This window comes from Patulibacter sp. SYSU D01012 (genome assembly GCF_017916475.1).
In the GTDB taxonomy this organism is placed as follows: Bacteria; Actinomycetota; Thermoleophilia; order Solirubrobacterales; family Solirubrobacteraceae; genus Patulibacter.
Genome location: NZ_JAFMTB010000002.1, coordinates 322,141 through 338,944, shown reverse-complemented (window position 1 = coordinate 338,944; position 16,804 = coordinate 322,141). Strand labels below are relative to the sequence as shown.

At 75.4% G+C, this 16,804-nt stretch carries 16 protein-coding genes and 2 tRNA genes; 8 read left to right on the top strand and 10 right to left on the bottom strand.

Annotated elements, in window-relative coordinates; all coding sequences use genetic code 11:
- Nucleotides 1–64 precede the first annotated feature (64 nt).
- The 3 genes from xerD to mutM are packed head-to-tail and all read left to right on the top strand — an operon-like array spanning nt 65 to nt 3,070.
- Nucleotides 65–1,030, top strand: coding sequence for a site-specific tyrosine recombinase XerD (gene xerD, locus J3P29_RS11040; RefSeq protein WP_210493427.1), 966 nt, complete (start codon nt 65–67; stop codon nt 1,028–1,030).
- Between the two features lie 4 nt (nt 1,031–1,034).
- The gene (locus J3P29_RS11035) at nt 1,035–2,204 is read left to right on the top strand and encodes a phosphopentomutase (protein ID WP_210493425.1); all 1,170 of its coding nucleotides are present in this window, start codon (nt 1,035–1,037) and stop codon (nt 2,202–2,204) included.
- An 11-nt stretch (nt 2,205–2,215) separates the two neighbouring features.
- Nucleotides 2,216–3,070: a bifunctional DNA-formamidopyrimidine glycosylase/DNA-(apurinic or apyrimidinic site) lyase gene (gene mutM, locus J3P29_RS11030; RefSeq protein ID WP_210493424.1), complete on the top strand. Its 855-nt coding sequence runs from the start codon at nt 2,216–2,218 to the stop codon at nt 3,068–3,070.
- Here mutM and grxC read toward each other — a convergent pair.
- Nucleotides 3,067–3,321, bottom strand: a complete 255-nt coding sequence (gene grxC, locus J3P29_RS11025; RefSeq protein WP_210493423.1) for a glutaredoxin 3 — start codon at nt 3,319–3,321, stop codon at nt 3,067–3,069. The genes mutM and grxC overlap by 4 nt on opposite strands.
- Nucleotides 3,322–3,345: 24 nt before the next feature.
- Between grxC and recO the strand changes: the two genes are divergently transcribed.
- From recO to dnaG, 3 genes are all read left to right on the top strand, one after another.
- Nucleotides 3,346–4,071, top strand: coding sequence for a DNA repair protein RecO (recO, locus tag J3P29_RS11020; RefSeq protein ID WP_210493421.1), 726 nt, complete (start codon nt 3,346–3,348; stop codon nt 4,069–4,071).
- 67 nt (nt 4,072–4,138) lie between these two features.
- Entirely contained in the window at nt 4,139–5,266 is a 1,128-nt protein-coding gene (gene dgt, locus J3P29_RS11015) for a dGTP triphosphohydrolase (RefSeq protein WP_210493420.1), read from the top strand.
- Nucleotides 5,188–7,236, top strand: a complete 2,049-nt coding sequence (gene dnaG / locus J3P29_RS11010; RefSeq protein WP_246852022.1) for a DNA primase — start codon at nt 5,188–5,190, stop codon at nt 7,234–7,236. The genes dgt and dnaG overlap by 79 nt, the downstream gene beginning before the upstream one ends.
- Here dnaG and J3P29_RS11005 read toward each other — a convergent pair.
- The 4 genes from J3P29_RS11005 to J3P29_RS10990 all read right to left on the bottom strand — a co-directional run bounded on the left by J3P29_RS11005 (nt 7,233) and on the right by J3P29_RS10990 (nt 9,969).
- Nucleotides 7,233–7,439: a hypothetical protein gene (locus tag J3P29_RS11005; RefSeq protein ID WP_210493419.1), complete on the bottom strand. Its 207-nt coding sequence runs from the start codon at nt 7,437–7,439 to the stop codon at nt 7,233–7,235. The two genes, dnaG and J3P29_RS11005, sit on opposite strands and share 4 nt — an antisense overlap.
- Nucleotides 7,440–7,549: 110 nt before the next feature.
- Nucleotides 7,550–7,621 (bottom strand) — tRNA-Asn (locus J3P29_RS11000).
- 105 nt (nt 7,622–7,726) lie between these two features.
- On the bottom strand, nt 7,727–8,929 hold the full coding sequence (locus J3P29_RS10995) for a nucleotide disphospho-sugar-binding domain-containing protein (protein ID WP_210493418.1): 1,203 nt from the start codon (nt 8,927–8,929) through the stop codon (nt 7,727–7,729).
- Nucleotides 8,926–9,969: an LLM class F420-dependent oxidoreductase gene (locus J3P29_RS10990; protein ID WP_210493417.1), complete on the bottom strand. Its 1,044-nt coding sequence runs from the start codon at nt 9,967–9,969 to the stop codon at nt 8,926–8,928. The genes J3P29_RS10995 and J3P29_RS10990 overlap by 4 nt, the downstream gene beginning before the upstream one ends.
- Before the next feature lie 120 nt (nt 9,970–10,089).
- Between J3P29_RS10990 and J3P29_RS10985 the strand changes: the two genes are divergently transcribed.
- Nucleotides 10,090–10,689 (top strand): hypothetical protein, encoded by a 600-nt coding sequence (locus tag J3P29_RS10985; RefSeq protein ID WP_210493416.1) that lies wholly within the window; start codon nt 10,090–10,092, stop codon nt 10,687–10,689.
- Nucleotides 10,690–10,813: 124 nt separating this feature from the next.
- On the opposite strand, the gene J3P29_RS10980 is transcribed toward J3P29_RS10985, so the two are convergent.
- Complete coding sequence (locus tag J3P29_RS10980) at nt 10,814–11,446, bottom strand: hypothetical protein (protein ID WP_210493415.1); 633 nt, start codon at nt 11,444–11,446, stop codon at nt 10,814–10,816.
- A 380-nt stretch (nt 11,447–11,826) separates the two neighbouring features.
- Nucleotides 11,827–11,899, bottom strand: a tRNA-Ile gene (locus tag J3P29_RS10975).
- A 120-nt stretch (nt 11,900–12,019) separates the two neighbouring features.
- Between J3P29_RS10975 and J3P29_RS10970 the strand changes: the two genes are divergently transcribed.
- Complete coding sequence (locus J3P29_RS10970; RefSeq protein WP_210493413.1) at nt 12,020–12,901, top strand: MurR/RpiR family transcriptional regulator; 882 nt, start codon at nt 12,020–12,022, stop codon at nt 12,899–12,901.
- A gap of 85 nt (nt 12,902–12,986) precedes the next feature.
- Here J3P29_RS10970 and J3P29_RS10965 read toward each other — a convergent pair whose 3' ends face one another.
- The 3 genes from J3P29_RS10965 to J3P29_RS10955 form a co-directional block, all read right to left on the bottom strand.
- The gene (locus J3P29_RS10965; protein ID WP_210493412.1) at nt 12,987–13,943 is read right to left on the bottom strand and encodes an MBL fold metallo-hydrolase; all 957 of its coding nucleotides are present in this window, start codon (nt 13,941–13,943) and stop codon (nt 12,987–12,989) included.
- Between the two features lie 86 nt (nt 13,944–14,029).
- Nucleotides 14,030–15,409 carry a phosphomannomutase/phosphoglucomutase gene (locus J3P29_RS10960; RefSeq protein ID WP_210493411.1) on the bottom strand — a complete coding sequence of 460 codons (1,380 nt, stop codon included), beginning with the start codon at nt 15,407–15,409 and terminating at the stop codon, nt 14,030–14,032.
- Nucleotides 15,410–15,538: 129 nt separating this feature from the next.
- Nucleotides 15,539–16,795, bottom strand: a complete 1,257-nt coding sequence (locus J3P29_RS10955) for an acyl-CoA dehydrogenase family protein (RefSeq protein ID WP_210493410.1) — start codon at nt 16,793–16,795, stop codon at nt 15,539–15,541.
- Nucleotides 16,796–16,804: the final 9 nt, after the last annotated feature.

Below are 16,804 nucleotides of genomic sequence, written 5' to 3'. Positions count from 1 at the left end.
GCGGCGCACGCCCCGTTGCACCGCGCAGGGACCGCCGCGCCCGGGCGCAATCCGCCCCACGTCCATGCAGCCACCCGCCGCGACCGCTCCGTCCCGCACCGCCGGGCTCGTCCTCGACTTCCTGGCGTACCTGGAGTTCGAGCGCGGCCTGTCCCGCAACACCCTCGACGCGTACCGCTCGGACCTGGCGCAGTACGCCGCCTTCCTCGCCGAGCGGGGCGTCGAGCCGCTGCAGGCGACCGGCGACGACATCACGGCGTTCCTCGACGGCCTGGCGGCCGGCGGCACGAACGCCGACGGCTCGGAGCGCCGGCCCGCGGCCGCGGCGACGATCCAGCGCAAGGCGGCGTGCCTGCGCAGCTTCTACCGCCACGTGCGCCGCGAGGGGCTGCTCGAGGCCGACCCGACCACCGACGTGCGCGGCCCGCGCAAGCGCGAGCAGCTGCCGAAGGTCCTGACGCGGGCCGAGGTCGCCAAGCTGCTGGCGATGCCCGGCCGCGACGGTCACGTCGACCCGATCGTGCTGCGGGACCGCGCGATCCTCGAGCTCATGTACGCCTGCGGCCTGCGCGCGAGCGAGGCGACGGGCCTGGACGTCGGCGACGTCGACCTGCAGGACGCCATGCTCCGCGCCCGCGGCAAGGGCAGCAAGGAGCGCATGGTGCCGATCGGCCGCCGGGCGATCGACGCGGTCACCCGCTACGTCCGCGACGCCCGCGGCGAGCTCGTCGGCGGCGGCGTGGAGCGCGCGCTGTTCGTCAACGCCCGCGGCGGCCGCCTGAGCCGGCAGGGCCTGTACAAGATCGTCCAGCGCCACGCGAAGAGCGCCGGGCTCGAGGACCGGATGAGCCCGCACACGCTGCGGCACTCCTTCGCGACCCACCTGCTCGCGGGCGGCTGCGACCTGCGTACGCTGCAGGAGATGCTCGGCCACGCGGACATCGCCACGACGCAGATGTACACGCACCTGTCGGCGCAGCGGCTGCAGGACGTCTACCGCGACGCGCACCCCCGCGCGCGCCACGCCTAGCGCCGTGCCCCGCCGGGCGTTCGTCCTCGTCCTCGACGCCTGCGGCGTGGGGGCGCTGCCGGACGCCGGCGACTACGGGGACGAGGGCGCCGACACCCTCGGGCACCTCGCGCAGCTCGTCGGCGGGCTCGACCTGCCGGCGCTCGGCGGGCTCGGGCTGGGCGCCATCGCTCCGATCGCCGGCGTGCCGCCCGCCGCCCGGCCCGCGATCCACGGCCGCCTCGACGCCCTCGGCCCCGGCAAGGACTCCATCGTCGGGCACTGGGGCCTGATGGGCGTCGCGGCGCCGGGCGCGCTGCCGACGTGGCCGGCCGGGGTGGGGGAGGACGAGCGCCGCGCGATGGGCGAGCTCGCCGGCACGCCGCTGCTCTCCGGCGCCACGAGCGACGGGCTCGACGCGCTGGCGACCTGGGGGGCGGAGCACCTGCGCACCGGTCACCCGATCCTCTACACCTCGGCCGTCGACTCCGTCCTGCAGCTCGCCGCGCACGAGCGGCACTGGCCGGTCCCGGCGCTGCACGACCTGGCCGTGCGCCTGCACGCGGCGCTGCCGGCCGACCGTCGTCCGGCGCGGATCATCGCCCGGCCGTTCGTCGGCGAGCCCGGCGCGTTCGTCCGCATCCCGGGCCGCAAGGACGTCGCGATGGCCCCGCCGGCCCAGTCGTACCTCGACGCGCTGCAGGACCGCGGCGTCCCGGTGCACGGCGTCGGCAAGGTCGTCGACGTCTTCGCGGGCCGCGGGTTCGACGTCGTCCACCCGGCGACGACGAACGCCGAGGCGCTCGCCGCCACGGAGACGCTCCTGGACGGCATGGACCGCGGGCTGGCGTTCGTCAATCTCGTCGAGACGGACGACCGCTTCGGGCACCGGAAGGACACCGCCGGGTTCCACGGGGCGCTCCGGGCCATCGACGCCGCGGTCGGGGGCTGGCTGCCGCGGCTGGGCCCCGACGACCTGCTCGTCCTGACGGCCGACCACGGCGTCGACCCGGCGGCGCCGCACCCGTTCCACACCCGGGAGTACGCGCCGCTCCTGGCGCACGTCCGCGGACCCGACGGGCGGCCGCTGAGCGGGCGTCGCGACGGGACGCTGGCGGACGTCGGCGCGTCCGCCCTGGCGTGGCTGACGGGCGCGTCGCCGGGACCGCTGCCGGGCCGCTCCTTCGTGCCCTAACGTCGGAGGGGATGCCCGAGCTGCCCGAGGTCGAGACCGTCACCCGCCAGCTCGCGCCGCACCTCGAGGGTCGCCGCCTGGACCGCGTGCGGATCCTCGATCCGCGCTGGTGCGTCCCCGACGACGCCGAGGCGACGGAGGAGGCGCTGGCCGGCCGCACGATCACGCGCCTCGAGCGGCGCGGCAAGCACCTCGTGTGGCGGACGGACGGCGGCACGCTGCTGCTGCACCTGCGGATGACGGGGACGCTGCTCGTCGGCGCGTCGCCCGACGTCCCGTACCAGCGCGTCGTGTTGACGCTCGACGACGGGACGGTCGTGCGCTTCTGCGACCCGCGCCGGTTCGGCACGGGCCGCTGGTTCGCCGCCGACGGGGACGCGGACGCGCACCTGGACGCGCGCCTGGGGCCCGAGCCGCTCGGCGACGCGTTCGACGGCGCGGCGCTGCACGCCGCGGTGGTCGGCCGCCGCGCGCCGATCAAGGCGCTGCTGCTCGACCAGACGGTCGTCGCGGGCGTGGGCAACATCTACGCGGACGAGGCGCTCTTCCACGCCCGGATCCACCCGCTCCGTCCGGGGGCGCAGCTGACGCGGCGGCAGTGCGACGCGCTCGCCGCCGGGGTCAAGCGGGCGCTGAACGACGGCCTGGCGTCCGGGGGCGCGACGATCGACGACTTCCGCCACGTCGACGGGTTCGAGGGCTGGTTCCAGCTCGACTTCCGCGTGCACCGGCGGGCCGGCGAGCCGTGCCCGGAGTGCGGCGCGGCGGTGGTCAAGCGGACGGTGGCCGGCCGCGGGACGTACTCCTGCGACCGCTGCCAGACCCGCCCGCGCGTCCGGCGGGCGGGGCGGACGGTGGCGCGCTAGGCGCCGACCATCTCGGCCAGGCGGCCGGACTTGTCCGCGGCGGAGAGCTCGTCGAAGCCGCCGACGAGCTGCTCGTCGATGAGGATCTGCGGGAAGGTCATCATCCCCGTCTTCTGCGCCAGCTCGGCGCGGGTCTCGGGGTCGCGGCCCAGGTTGATCTCCTCGTAGTCCAGGCCGCGGGCGTCGAGGAGGGCCTTCGCGCGGACGCAGAAGGGGCAGGCGTTCGTGGTGTAGACCGTGATCGAACTCATGACTTCACAAAGTATAGTTAGGCGGTGGCCGGAACGCGAGTGAGCACGGAGGCCGTGGTGCTGCGGTCGATGCGCTACGGCGAGGCCGACCGGATCCTGCACGCCATCACGCCCGAGCTGGGCCGGATCGGCGCGATCGCCCGCGGCGCGCGGCGGCCGAAGAGCAAGCTCGGCGGCCGCCTGGAGCCGCTCGCGGTCGTCCGGGTCGAGCTGCTGCGCGGGCGCAGCGACCTGATGACCGTGGTCGGGGCGGACACCGTCGTCGTCCACCACCGGATCCTGACGAGCCATGCGGCGCTCACCCACGCTCAGCGCGCGTGCCACGTCGTCGACCGCACGTGCGTGCCCGACGAGCCGTCGGAGCGCGTCCACGGCCTGCTGCGCACCCTGCTCGCGGTGCTCGACGCCCGCCCGGAGCGGGCGACGGAGGGGCTGCAGCTGGCCTTCCGGCTGAAGCTCCTCTACGCGCTCGGGCTGCAGCCGGCCCTGGGCTCGTGCGTGCGCTGCGGCCGCGCCGAGGACCTCGTCGGGTTCGACGCGGCCCAGGGCGGCGTGGTCTGCGCCAGCTGCCAGGGCGACGCGCCGACGGTCGAGCCGGCCGCCCTGGCGTTCATGGTCGCGGCGCTCGGCGCCCCGCTGGCCGACGCGCCCGACCTCGGCGAGCGGCCGGCCCGCCAGGTGCACCGCGCGATCGAGGCGCTCGCGCACCACCACCTGGGCGTCGACCTGCGTGCCCGCGACGCCGCATGACCCCGTGGGCGCCGCGCGTCCCCGCGCACCGCGGGACGCCCGCCGCGGGTGCCAGAATCGGGAGCGGATGAGCGTCGTGCCGCAGACCGCCACCTCCGGGGAGCCCCACGCGCGGCGGCGCGCGTTCGAGGACGCGTTCCTCGACCCGCGCGCGGCGCGCACCTGGCCGCCCCGGCGCGCGGTGGACGAGCCCGACGACCCGCTCCGCACGCCGCTGCAGCGCGACCGGGACCGCGTCGTCCACTCGAAGGCGTTCCGGCGCCTGAAGCACAAGACGCAGGTCTTCCTGGCGCCCGAGGGCGACCACTACCGCACCCGCCTGACGCACACGCTCGAGGTCACGGGCATCGCCCGCACGGTCGCGCGGGCCCTCGACCTGAACGAGGACCTCGTCGAGGCGATCGGCCTGGCGCACGACCTGGGCCACGCGCCGTTCGGGCACATCGGCGAGGAGGCGCTCGACGCCTGCCTGCGCCCGCACGGCCGCGGCTTCCGCCACTGGGAGCACTCCGTCCGGATCATCACGGTGCTCGAGGACGCGCCGAGCGCCGTCCGCGAGCGCGGCGGCCGGGCGCTCAACCTGTGCGGGAACGTCGTCGACGGCGTCGCCGGGCACTCGGGCCGCTCCCCGATGCCGGCCACCCTCGAGGGCCGGATCGTCCGGATCGTCGACCGCATCGCGTACCTCAACCACGACATCGACGACGCGATCCGCGCCGGCGTGCTGCGCGAGGCCGACCTGCCCGCCGGGCCGATCTCGGTGCTCGGGGCCACGCCGTCGCGGCGCATCGACCGGCTCGTCGGCGACCTCGTCGCGACGTCCCGCGAGGCCGGCGACATCCGCCAGGGGGGCGAGGCCGGCGAGGCGATGGACGCCCTGCGCACCTGGATGTTCGAGCACGTCTACCTGGCGCCGGCGGCCGAGGCGGAGCACCGCAAGGCCCACGAGCTGGTGCGCACGCTCTTCGAGCACCACCTCGAGACCGCCAGTGCCGAGCAGGAGCAGGGGGACGGCGTCGCCCGGCTGCCGCTCGCGATCGCCGACGGCGGCTGGGACCAGTACCACGTGCAGCGCGAGCCGGATCCCGACGCCGACGCCCTGCAGCGCGCGACGGACTGGGTCGCGGGCATGACCGACCGCTACGCCCTGCGCGCCTACGCCGACCTCGTCGTGCCGCGCGTGCACGCGGGGTAGGGGAGGGAGGACCGGCCATCGCCCGCTTCGCCGACGAGGACGTCGAGCGCGTCAAGGACGCGACGGACTTCGTCGCCCTCGTCGAGCAGCGCACCGAGCTGCGGCGCGCCGGCGTCGGCCGGATGATGGGGCTCTGCCCGTTCCACGACGAGCGAACGCCCAGCTTCTCGGTCAACGTCGACGACAAGCTCTTCCACTGCTTCGGCTGCGGCGAGGGCGGCGACCTGATCCGCTTCGTCGAGCTGACGGAGGGCGTCGACTTCCCCGAGGCCGTGCAGCTGCTGGCGGACCGCGCCGGCATCGAGCTGCGCGACCGCGAGGAGGATCCGCAGGCGGCCGAGCGCAAGCGGCGCGAGAAGCGGCTGCTCGAGCTGCTCGACCGCACGAACCGCTTCTTCGAGCGCCAGCTGTGGGACGCGTCCGAGGCCCAGGTCGCGCGCGACGAGCTGCGCCGCCGCGGCCTGGATCCCGAGCTGCTGCGCGCGTTCCGCGTCGGCTACGCGCCCAGCGCGTGGGACCGGGTGCTCGTCGGGTCGCGGCACGCCGGGTACACCGAGGACGAGATGGTCGCCGCGGGCGTCGTCATGCGGGCCCGCGACAAGCGCTCCGGGGCGGAGTCCGGGCGGCTGTACGACCGCTTCCGTCGGCGCATCACGTTCCCGCTGGCGGACCGCCGCGGCCGGATCCTGGGCTTCGGCGCCCGCGCGATCGGCGCGGACCAGAAGCCGAAGTACGTCAACTCCTCCGACGGCCCGGTCTACCACAAGGGGCGTCACCTGTTCGCGGCGCACCTGGCGCGCAAGGAGGCCGCCCGCACCGGCCAGGTGATCCTGTGCGAGGGCTACACCGACGTGATCGCGCTGCACCAGGCGGGCCTGACGAACGCGGTCGGCCTGATGGGCACGGCGCTCACGCCCGACCAGGTGCGCGGCCTGGGCCAGCTGGCCCCGACCGTCGTGCTGGCGTTGGACAGCGACCGCGCCGGCCGCGGCGCGATGCTCCGCGCCGCCGAGCTCGCGAAGGGCAGCGGGCTGGAGCTGCGCGTCGTCCTCCTGAGCGACGGGATGGACCCGGCCGACCTGCTGGTCAAGCGCGGCACGGACGCCATCCGGCACGCGTTCGCCGACCCGATGGCCTTCGGCCGCTTCCACGTGCGGCACGTCCTCGACGAGGCCGACCTGAGCCACGCCGAGGGCAAGGACCGGGCGATCGCCGAGCTGCGGCCCGTCTTCGCGGGTCTGCCGCCCGGGGTGCTGCGGATGGAGCTGATGGCCGAGGCGGCGGGGCGCCTGCGCCTGGACGCCACCGTCCTGGGCTCGCTCGTCGACCACGGCCCGACCGCGGCCCCGGCGCCGACCGCGCCGCGCGCCGCGGGCGGTCGCACCGCCGGGCCGGGTCGCGGCGGCGGACGCCAGGGTGGCGGACCGGCGGGCGGTGCCGGCCCCGGGCGTCCGGCCGGCGGCGGCTGGGCCCGCTCGGCGCCGTCCGCGCCGCCGGCCGCGGCACCCGTCGTCGTCCCCGGCGCGGGCGGGATGGAGGACGTCGCGCGCGCCGAGCTGTCGTTCCTGGCGGAGTGCTGGGCGGCCGGCCCCGAGGCCGCGCCGCTGCTGACGGACGAGCGCCTGGCGACGCTGATGGCGGGCGACGCCCACCGGGCGGCGGCGCGGGCGCTGCGGGACGGCCTGGCGGCGGAGCGGGCGCCGGCGCCGCCGGACGACTCCTCGCGCCTGGTGCTCGACCTCGTCGGCCGGATGGCCGGGCGCATCCAGCACCCGTCGTGCGCCGCCGCCGAGCTGGCCGGCCTGCGGCTCGAGCTCGGCGTGCTCGTCGAGGCCCAGCGGTCGGGGCGGCCGGTGCCGGGCGTCGCGTCGCCCCACGACCTGGCGCTGCGCCGCATCGAGCTGCAGCGCCGGATCGACCGCGGCGTGGGCGAGCTGCTGAAGAGCCCGCGGCGCGGCGCGCGCAGCTAGCGCCGGGCGGGGCCGTCGTCCAGGTCGACGCCCTGCTCGACGGTCAGCTCCCACCCGTGGTCGGACGCCTGCTCGGTCAGGTCGGAGACGAACGTCGTGATGCGCTCGTAGGCCCAGGTCGCCGACTCGGTGGAGGCGGCGGCGTCGTCCGACGTCGGGTCGGGGGAGAGGGACCAGCGGAACGTCAGCTTGCGGGTGCTCATGGCGCCCACCGTACCCGCCGCGGCCGCGCCGCACGCGCCGGCGCACGCCGCTCGGGCGGGGCGGCCCGAGAACGACGAAAGCCCAGTCGACGACTGGGCTTCGGTTCAGGCTCCGGGGGTGGGACTCGAACCCACAACCCTTCGATTAACAGTCGAATGCTCTGCCATTGAGCTACCCCGGAACGCGCTTCGCGGATGGTACGGCATCTTCGCGACGGAGGCGTCCTCGGAGGGCCTTGAGACGGAGATCCGTCCGCTTCGAGGCGATCCGGCGGCCCGCCGCGGGGTCAGCGCGCGAACGTCTCGAGCAGCGGCGCGGACCGCGCGGCGCCGTCGCCGCGCGCGACCCAGGCGGCGATCTCGCGGGCGCGCGCCGCGTACGACGGGTCGTGCACGGCGGTCAGGACGGCGGCCCGCAGCGTCCGCGGCGTGACGAGCCGGCGCGGCAGCCGCAGACCGGCGCCCGACCACGCCAGCCGGGCGGCGTTCTCGAACATGTCGCCGGCCGCCGGCACGGCCACCACGGGGCGTCCGGCGCCGAGGGCGCGCAGCAGGGTGCCGTGGCCGGCGTGGCAGACGACGACGTCCGCGGCGGGCATCACCTGCGAGTACGACATCCAGGGCACGAGGAGGGCGTTCGCGGGGACGTCGAGCGCGCGCGTCGCGGCCGGCGAGGTCGGGGAGGTGCGGTTGCGGGCGGCGAGGACGCGCACGGGCGCGTCGGCCAGGCCCGCGAGCGCGGCCGCCACGAGCGACCCGTCGGGATCCTGCACCGTCGAGGGGGCGACGACGACGAGCGGCGCGTCGCCGGGCGGCAGCGGGACCGGCTCGGCCGGTGGCTCCCAGACGAACGGGCCGACGACGTGCGTGCTCGGCAGCGGCACCGTCCGCGGGTAGGCGAGCTGCGGGACGGACCCGACGAGCGCCAGGTCGGCGCTGATCCCGCCGTGGTGGCGCCCGACGGGCGGCAGGCCGACCTCGGCGCGCACGTCGTCGAGCTCGCGCTGCCCCAGGTCCAGCGAGCGGTCGACGAGCGTGCCGATCCGCTCCCACAGCCGCCGCCCCGCACCGGTGCGCGGCGGCCGCGCGCCGGACGAGAACGGGGGCCAGCCGCGCTCGGTCCGCGGGTCGATGTGGGGGATCAGCGTCGCGACCGGCACCCCGGCCCGCTCGCCCGCCAGCGCCGGACCGAGCGTCAGGATGTCGTGCACGACCGCGTCCGGCCGCACGTCGGCGACGAGCGGCACGGTGTCGAGCGCCGCGCGGCGCACCGCCTCGTACGGCTTCAGCGGCGCCTCGCCGCGCTGCGGGAAGGTCTTGTACTCCGGCGCCGCGGCGAAGCGCATGCCGCCGGCCTCCACGTCGCCGCGCCAGCGGTCCCACGTCTGCACCCACACCTCGTGCCCCCGGCCGGCCAGGTGCCGGCCGAGGGAGAGGATCGGGAACGCGTGGCCGGGGTCGCCGAAGGCGCCGAGGAGGAAGCGGCTCACACCGCCTCGGCGGCGGCGGCGAGCTCGCGCAGCTGGGCGATGCGCCCGTCGCGAGTGGTCGTCGCCGGGGTGACGATGAGCGTGTCGACGCCGGCCGCCTCGTACGCGCGCAGGCGCTCCGTCACGTGCTCGCGGGTGCCGACGAGGTTGATGGCGTCGAGCAGCTCGTGCGGGATCGCGCCCATCGCCTCGAGCTTCTTGCCCTCGAGGAAGAGATCCTGGATCTCCTTCGCGGCGTCCTGGAACCCGTAGCGCGACACCGCCGCGTTGTAGAAGTTCTTCTCGCGCGAGCCCATGCCGCCGATGTACAGCGCCGCGGCGCCGCGCATCATGCCCTCGGCGGACCCGTCGGGGTCGTCGCCGATGTGGAAGTTGGTGCTCGGGCACACCGCGACGTCCTCGCGGCGGCGGCCGGCCTTCTCGATGCCCTCCCACAGCGAGCCGAGCGCGACGTCGGCGTGCTCGGGCGAGAACATCATCGGCAGCAGCCCGTCGCCGATCTCGCCGACCAGGCGGGTGTTGTTCGGGCCGATCGCGGCGATGTAGACCGGGATCTGCTCCTGGACGGGGGCGATCGTCAGCTTCAGCGCCTTGCCGGGGCCGTCGGGCAGCGGCAGGTCGATCGTCTCGCCGTGGTACTCCAGGCGCTCGCGGGCCAGCGCCTTGCGGACGACCTCGACGTACTCCCGCGTGCGCTTGAGCTGCCTGCCGAACCGCTGGCCGTGCCAGCCCTCCGCCACCTGCGGGCCGGAGGTACCGAGGCCGAGGATGAAGCGGCCGCCGGAGAGGTTGTCCAGGGTGGCCGCGGTCATCGCCGTCATGGCCGGGGTGCGCGCCGGGATCTGCATGATCGCCGAGCCGATGCGGATCTTCTCCGTCTGGCCCGCGATCCAGCCGAGGATCGTCACGGCGTCCGAGCCGTACGCCTCCGCCGCGAAGACGGAGTCGTAGCCGAGCCGCTCGGCCTCCTGGACGATGTCGAGCTGGTCCTGGGCGGTCAGGCCGAGGCCCCAGTAGCCGAGTTGGATGCCGAGCTTCATCTGCAATCTCCCGTTCAGCGGCGGTGGGCCGTTGCTTCTCCTCCGGACGACTCCTACCGTGGGTCGGCGTCGCCGCCGCGCACTCTACGGGAGCGCGCGGGCCCCGACCCGATCGCCGCCATGCCCCGCCGCCGCACCGTCATCCAGGACCTTCGCCGCGCCGTCGACGGGCTGCCGCTGCCCACCCGCGAGGCGATGCTCGAGGGCGTGCGCGCCGAGACGATCATCGTCGGCGCGTACACCGACCGCCGCGGGGGCGTCTGCCCGATGCTCGCGGCGCACCGCCACGGCGGCCGGACGAGCTTCCTGGCCTTCGCCCGCACCTGGGACCGCTTCACCCGGGCCCCCAAGCGGGGATCGCGCCCCGCGACGCCGCGCGAGCTGCGGATCCTGGAGCGGCACCTCGTCGCGTCGATCGCGGCCGAGCGCGCGGGGGACGAGGAGCTGCCGCTCGCCGCGGCGATCGCCGACCACCGGCGCCTCGTCGCCGCCCGGCCGCGCGTCGCGCCGCCCGAGGCCGCGCCCGTGCCGGCGCGCCGTCGCCCGCGGCTGCGGCACCGGCTGCCGGCGTGGATGCGCCCGCTGCGCTCCGTGGCCGAGTACGAGGCCGCGATGGCGGACGCGGACGCCGGCGTGCGGCTGGGCCTGGTCGGCGACACCGCGGGGCCGGCCGACGGGGCGCCCGGCGCGTCGGCTAGGCGCGCTGCGCTGCGCGGTTGACCGCGTAGCGAGGCGGCACGGCGCAACCGAGACGAACCCGACGCCGCGACCCCGTCCCGGCCCCACGGCGCGCCTAGCGGGCTAGCCGGCGTCGGTGTACCGCCGACGCCGGGAACGTGATCGCCTAGAACGAGACCGTGAAGTCGACGTTCTCGATGAGCTGCCCGATGTCGCCCGACGGTGCGGTGTCCGAGATGAGCGCGAGGCTCGCGAACCACGCGCCGCCGCACCAGATCGTCGAGCCGCCGATCGGAAGCGACGCGTCACGCGGCGTGAAGGCCGCCGACCAGGCGGCACCGGACCCGTCGAGGTCGCGGACCACGAAGCGCGCGCACGTCGAGGAGCTCGACGAGCGCAGCTGCGACACGTAGATGCGGTAGTGGTAGCCAGCAGGGGCTGCGGCACGCGCCGCCGTGGTGACGGTGAAGGCGTCGGTGATTCGGATCGTCCCGGGGGTGACGGACAGAGGCACCTGGGGGGCGGGAGCGGGCGCCGGGGCGGGCGCCGCGGCGGGCGCGGGCACGGGCGGCGCGGGCGCGGGCGCGGGGGCAGGGGCAGTTGTCGGTGCCGGAGCGCTCGGCCCCCGCAGGCCCGCGTCGCACTTCTTCTTCGCGGCACGGGCCTTCGACAGCCGCTTCTTTGCCGCGGTCCGGGCCTTCGTCGTCTTCGCCTTCTTGAGCTGCTTCTTGGCGATGGCGATGGCGCTCGCCTGCTTGGCGCAGGGCGCCGGGGCGGCATCTGCGGGCGGGAGAGGCATCACTGCCGAACCGGCCGCGAGGCCGCCGGCGACGAGAACCGCTGTGAGCGTGCGTGGAAGAGTCACCCATTACCTAACGGCGTACGCCTCGTCCTCCTTGAGCCCGCTAGAACGGACGGCCATGCGAGAAGAGGCTGCAGGTCGTCCCCCGCACGCGGACGACGAGTCGGGAAGACGTCGGCTCGTGGTCTCGGAAGCTCGACGGCGTCCGAGACGCCGGCCCGCCGCATCGGTACGACCCGCGCCGGTCCGACGACACCGACCCGACCGCATCGGCGGAGCGTGCGTTGGCACCCTGTTGCCGCGCGGCCCTCCCACGGCAGACCTCGGAGCGGCGCGTGCGAAACGGTTGTCCGGCGGGTGCAGGGCCTCGCGACGAGTGGGCCGACCGGGATTCGAACCCGGATCGGACGAATTATGAGTTCGCGGCTCTAACCGTTGAGCTATCGGCCCGGGGCGCCGCGGGGCGCCACGCGGAAGGGTGCCAGAGCGCCCGGCCCGGGGGCGTCGTGGACGAGATGGCGAGACTCGCGGGAAGGAACGCGCGGCACGGGGACGAACACCTCACCGCCCATGAAGCGCACGGCCTCCTCTTCCACGACTGCACTCGCGCCCATCGTCGACCACCAGACGCTCACGGAGTACATCCAGTCGCGCTTCGACGAGTTCTCCCGGTCGCAGAAGGACGTCGCGCAGTACATCGTCGACCACCTGGACGAGGTGGCCTTCCAGACGGCCGAGGAGCTCGCGCGGCGCGCGAACACCTCGAGCTCGACGGTGGTCCGCTTCAGCCAGGCGCTCGGCTTCCACGGCTTCCCCGACCTGCAGGACGCCGCCCGCGACGAGTACCGCCGGCGCGTCGAGGCCCGCGGCGCCGCGACCGGCGGCGGCGACGCCGAGCCGCTCTTCGGGCTGGACCAGAGCCCGGGCGAGGCGTCGATCGCCGCCGACCACCTGGCCGTCGAGGAGACCGCCCGCCGGCTCTCCCGCAGCACGCTCGACGCGGCGGTCGCCGAGATCTCGAAGGCCGACCGCGTGATCATCGTCGCGGCCGACCAGGTGGCGTACTTCGGCACGTACTTCCGCCACCTGCTCATGCTGCTCGGGATCCCGACGGACATCGTGGCCAGCCACGCCCAGGAGGGCCGGGCCCGTCTGGCGCGCCTGGACGAGAACGCGGTGCTCGTCGGCATCACCGCCGGCCGCGCGCACCCCCTCGTCGTCCGCTCGCTCCAGCTCGCCCGGCACCGCCGCGCGTCGACGATCGCCATCACCGACGCGACGCTCTCCGACGCCGCGAAGCTCGCGCAGCACAGCCTCTTCTACTCGAGCAACTCCCCGTCCTTCGTGCGCTCGCACGTCGCGCTGCTCTCGCTGCTGCAGGCGATGGCGCAGGGCGTCTACGCGAACGACGGCGCCCGCGCGGACCGCATCCGCGCCTACCGCCTGAAGTAGCCCGCGGGCCCGCGCGTGCCCGCCGAGGGCCGCGCGCGTCCCGCGCCGCGCGGCGCGATCCGACGACGCGCGGCCGGGGCGGCCGTCAGCCGACGGCCGTCCAGCGCTCGACCTCGCCGTCCCGGCGCGCGATCGCGCCGCCCTCGCGCGCGAGCAGGTCCAGGTGCCCGAGCACCTCGGACACGCAGAGCAGCGGCTGCCGCAGCGCGGTGTCGCCCCACATCTCGCGCGCCACCGCGAACGCCGTCGAGCCCTCCGGGGCCAGCAGCCCCGCGACCCGCCGCCAGCGCCGCTCGTGCCCCCGCAGGCGCTCCGCGACGAGCGCCGGCGCGTCGTCGACCGCCGCGCCGTGCCCGCCCAGGACCACCGCGGGCGCCTCGGCCGCCGTCGCCCGCAGCCCGGCGACGTACCCCGGCAGCGACGCCACCCGGTCGTCAGCGCCGGGGTCGGGGCCGGCGCCGGGCGCCAGCCGCGTCGGCGCGCACGCCATCAGGGGGTTGGACGACACCCGGGCGAGCAGGTGGTCGCCGCCCAGCACGATGCCGTCGGCGCGATCGACGTAGAGCGTGTCGGTCTGGGAGTGCCCGGGGCGCAGCACGAGCTCCCACGTGCGGCCGCCCAGCGCGACGGTTCCGCCCGAGGGCAGGGCGTGGTCGACGGCAAGCGGCTCGCCGGCCCACGCGCGTTGCTGGCGCTGCGGCCCCGACAGCGCGACCGCCAGGTCGCGCGGCACCCCGTGGCGGACCAGGACGGACACGAGGAACGCCGTCTCGCGCTCGCCGTGGCCGTGCGGGTCGGCCAGGCGCCCGGCAAGCGCGTCGATCGCGACGGTCTCCGCGCCCGAGCGGGCCGCGACGACGCTGCCCAGGCCCACGTGGTCGGCGTGCTCGTGGGTGAACGCGACGCGCTCCAGGTCGGCGACGCGCAGGCCGTGGGCGGCCAGGCCGTCCTCGAGCGCGACGAGCGCGGCGGCGCTGGCGGGCCCCGCGTCGACGAGGGTCAGCGGGTCGCCCAGCAGCAGCCACGCCGTCACCGGGCCCACCGGGAACGGCGTGGGGAGCGGGATGGGATGGATCCCGAGCGCGGCCGCCGCGGGGTGGCCGGGCCCGGGAGCGGGGGAGAGCGTGATCAGCCCCGGATCAGGCCGAGGACCTCGTCGCGCCGGCGCTCCATGTCCTCCACGGACACCAGGGACTCCAGGCACAGGCGCAGCAGCGGCTCGGTGTTGGACTTGCGCACGTTGAAGTGCCAGTCCTCGTAGTCCACCGACACGCCGTCGACGTGGGTGATGGTCGCGTCCGTCGCGCCGTAGCGCTCCTCGATCTCGGCCATCTTCGCGTCGGCGTCCTCGACGGTCGAGTTGATCTCGCCCGAGATGAAGTACTTCTGGTGGAAGCGGCCGACGAGCTCGGACAGCCGCTTGCCGGACTCCGAGAGCAGCTCCAGGATCAGCAGCGCGGGCAGCGTGCCCGAGTCGGCGTTGGAGAACCTCTCGAAGTAGTAGTGGCCCGAGACCTCGCCGCCGAAGATCGCGCCCTCCTTCGGCATGCGGCTCTTGAAGAACGCGTGGCCCACGCGGTTGATCAGCGCGGTGCCGCCGGCGGCCTCGACGGTGTCGGCGACGGCGCGCGAGGCGCGGCAGTCGTAGAGGATCGTCGACCCGGGCTGCTTCTCGAGCAGCGCCTCGGCGAGCAGCGCGGTGAGGAAGTCCCCGTCGACGAACCGGCCCTCGTCGTCGATGAAGAAGCAGCGGTCCGCGTCGCCGTCCCACGCGATGCCCAGGTCGGCGCCGGTCTCGCGCACCTTGTCGATGATGAACTCGCGGTTCTCGGGCAGGAGCGGGTTGGGCTCGTGGTCGGGGAACTCGCCGTTCGGCGTCCAGTACGTCTCGACGACGTCGAGCCCGAGGTGGCGCAGGATCGGGCCGACCATCGGGCCGGCCATGCCGTTGCCGCCGTCGACGACGACCTTCAGCGGCTTGATCTTCGCCGGGTCGATGAACTCGAGCGCGGCCTGCTGGAACGCGTCGTAGACGTCCTCGTGGGTGACGGTGCCGGGGGTGCTCGACGCGGGGTCGCCGAGATCGCCGAGGACGAGGTCGCGGATCTCGCCGATGCCGCGGTCGCCGGACAGCGCCAGGGCGCCCTTCTCGACGAGCTTCGCGCCCGTGTACGCCTTCGGGTTGTGCGAGGCGGTGCACATCAGGCCGCCGTCCAGCCCGCGCGAGCCGACGGTCCAGTAGAGCATCTCGGTGCCGACCTGCCCGAGGTCCAGGACCGTCGCGCCCTCGAGCACGATGCCGTCGCGGTAGGCCGCGAGCAGCTCGGGCGCGGAGAGCCGCATGTCGCGCCCGACGGCCACGCTGACGTCGGCCACGTCCTTGCCGGCCAGCTTCGCGATGACGCGCGCGAACGCGCGGCCGATGCGGTGGGCGGCGTCGGCGTCGATCTGCTCCCCGGCGATGCCGCGGATGTCGTAGGCCTTGAAGATCTCAGCGGGGACCGTCATGTGGCTCCGCATCCTAGGGCCCCGGCGCGCCGCGGTCGTGTCCAAGGCGTTCCCGCGCGCCGCCGCCGGCCGCGGCGCGGCGACCACCGTTCGCCGAGGGGACGGCGGTCGCCGGACGGCCGGACCGGGTCAGTCCAGCGCGCCGCAGCCCGACGCCGTCGAGCCGCCCTCGCGGGCGAGCTTGAGCAGCGTGCGGGCGATCGTCATCCGGTGCACCTCGCTCGCGCCGTCGTAGATCCGCGCGGCCCGCGAGTCCGCGTACCACTGCGCGATCGGGAAGTCGGCCGTGGAGACGCCGTGCGAGCCGTAGATCTGCACGGCGCGGTCCAGGATCCGGCCGAACGCCTCGGCGACGAACGTCTTGACCATCGCGATCTCCTGGCGGTGCGGCAGGTCGTGCTGCACCTTCCAGGCGGCGTTGAGGACCATCATCCGCGACGCGTACAGGTCGATCGCGCTGTCGGCGATGAAGAACTGCAGCGCCTGGTGCTTGGCGAGCGGCACGCCGAACGCGTCGCGCTCCTGCAGGCGCGCCGACGTCAGGTCGAGCGCGCGCTGCGACACGCCGATCCAGCGCATCGCGTGCGCCAGCCGGCCGATCGCCAGGCGCTGCTGCGCGATGACGAAGCCGGCGCCCTCGTCCCCGAGCAGGTTCGCCGCGGGCACCCGCACGTCGGTCATCCGGATCTCGGGGTGGCCGCCGACGAAGTGCGCGCCGATGATGTCGGGATCGCGGACGATCTCCCAGCCCGGCGTGTCGGTCGGGACGAGGATCAGCGAGTAGTTGCGGTGGCCCTTGCCGGGCTCGTCCGACGTCTTCGCGACGACGATGGAGAAGGCGGCGCCCTCCGCGCCCGTGATGAACCACTTGCGGCCGTTCAGGACCCACTCGTCCCCATCGCGCACGGCCGTCGTCTGCAGGTTCGTCGGGTCCGAGGAGGCGACGTCGGGCTCGGTCATCGCGAAGCACGAGCGGATCCGGCCCTCCGCGAGCGGCCGCAGCCAGCGCTCCTGCTGCTCTGGCGTGCCTGCCTGGATCAGCGTGTGCATGTTGCCCTCGTCCGGGGCCATGACGTTCAGGCCCAGCGAGGCGAGCGGGCTGACGCCGAGCTCCTGCGAGATCAGCGCGGTGCCGACGACGCCGATGCCCAGCCCGCCCCATTCCTCGGGCAGGTTGGGCGAGAAGATGCCGCGCTCGCGGGCGCGGTCGCGCAGGCGCTCGACGACGGGCCAGGACGCCGCGATGTCGTTCGGGTCGGCGACCTCGGCCTCGGCCGGGATCGCGTCCTCGCGCACGAACGCGCGCACCTCGTCGATGACCCAGCGCAGCTCGCTGGGGACGCTGAAGCCGATGCCGTCGATGGGCGGGGCGGTGGGACCGGACACGGGGTGCTC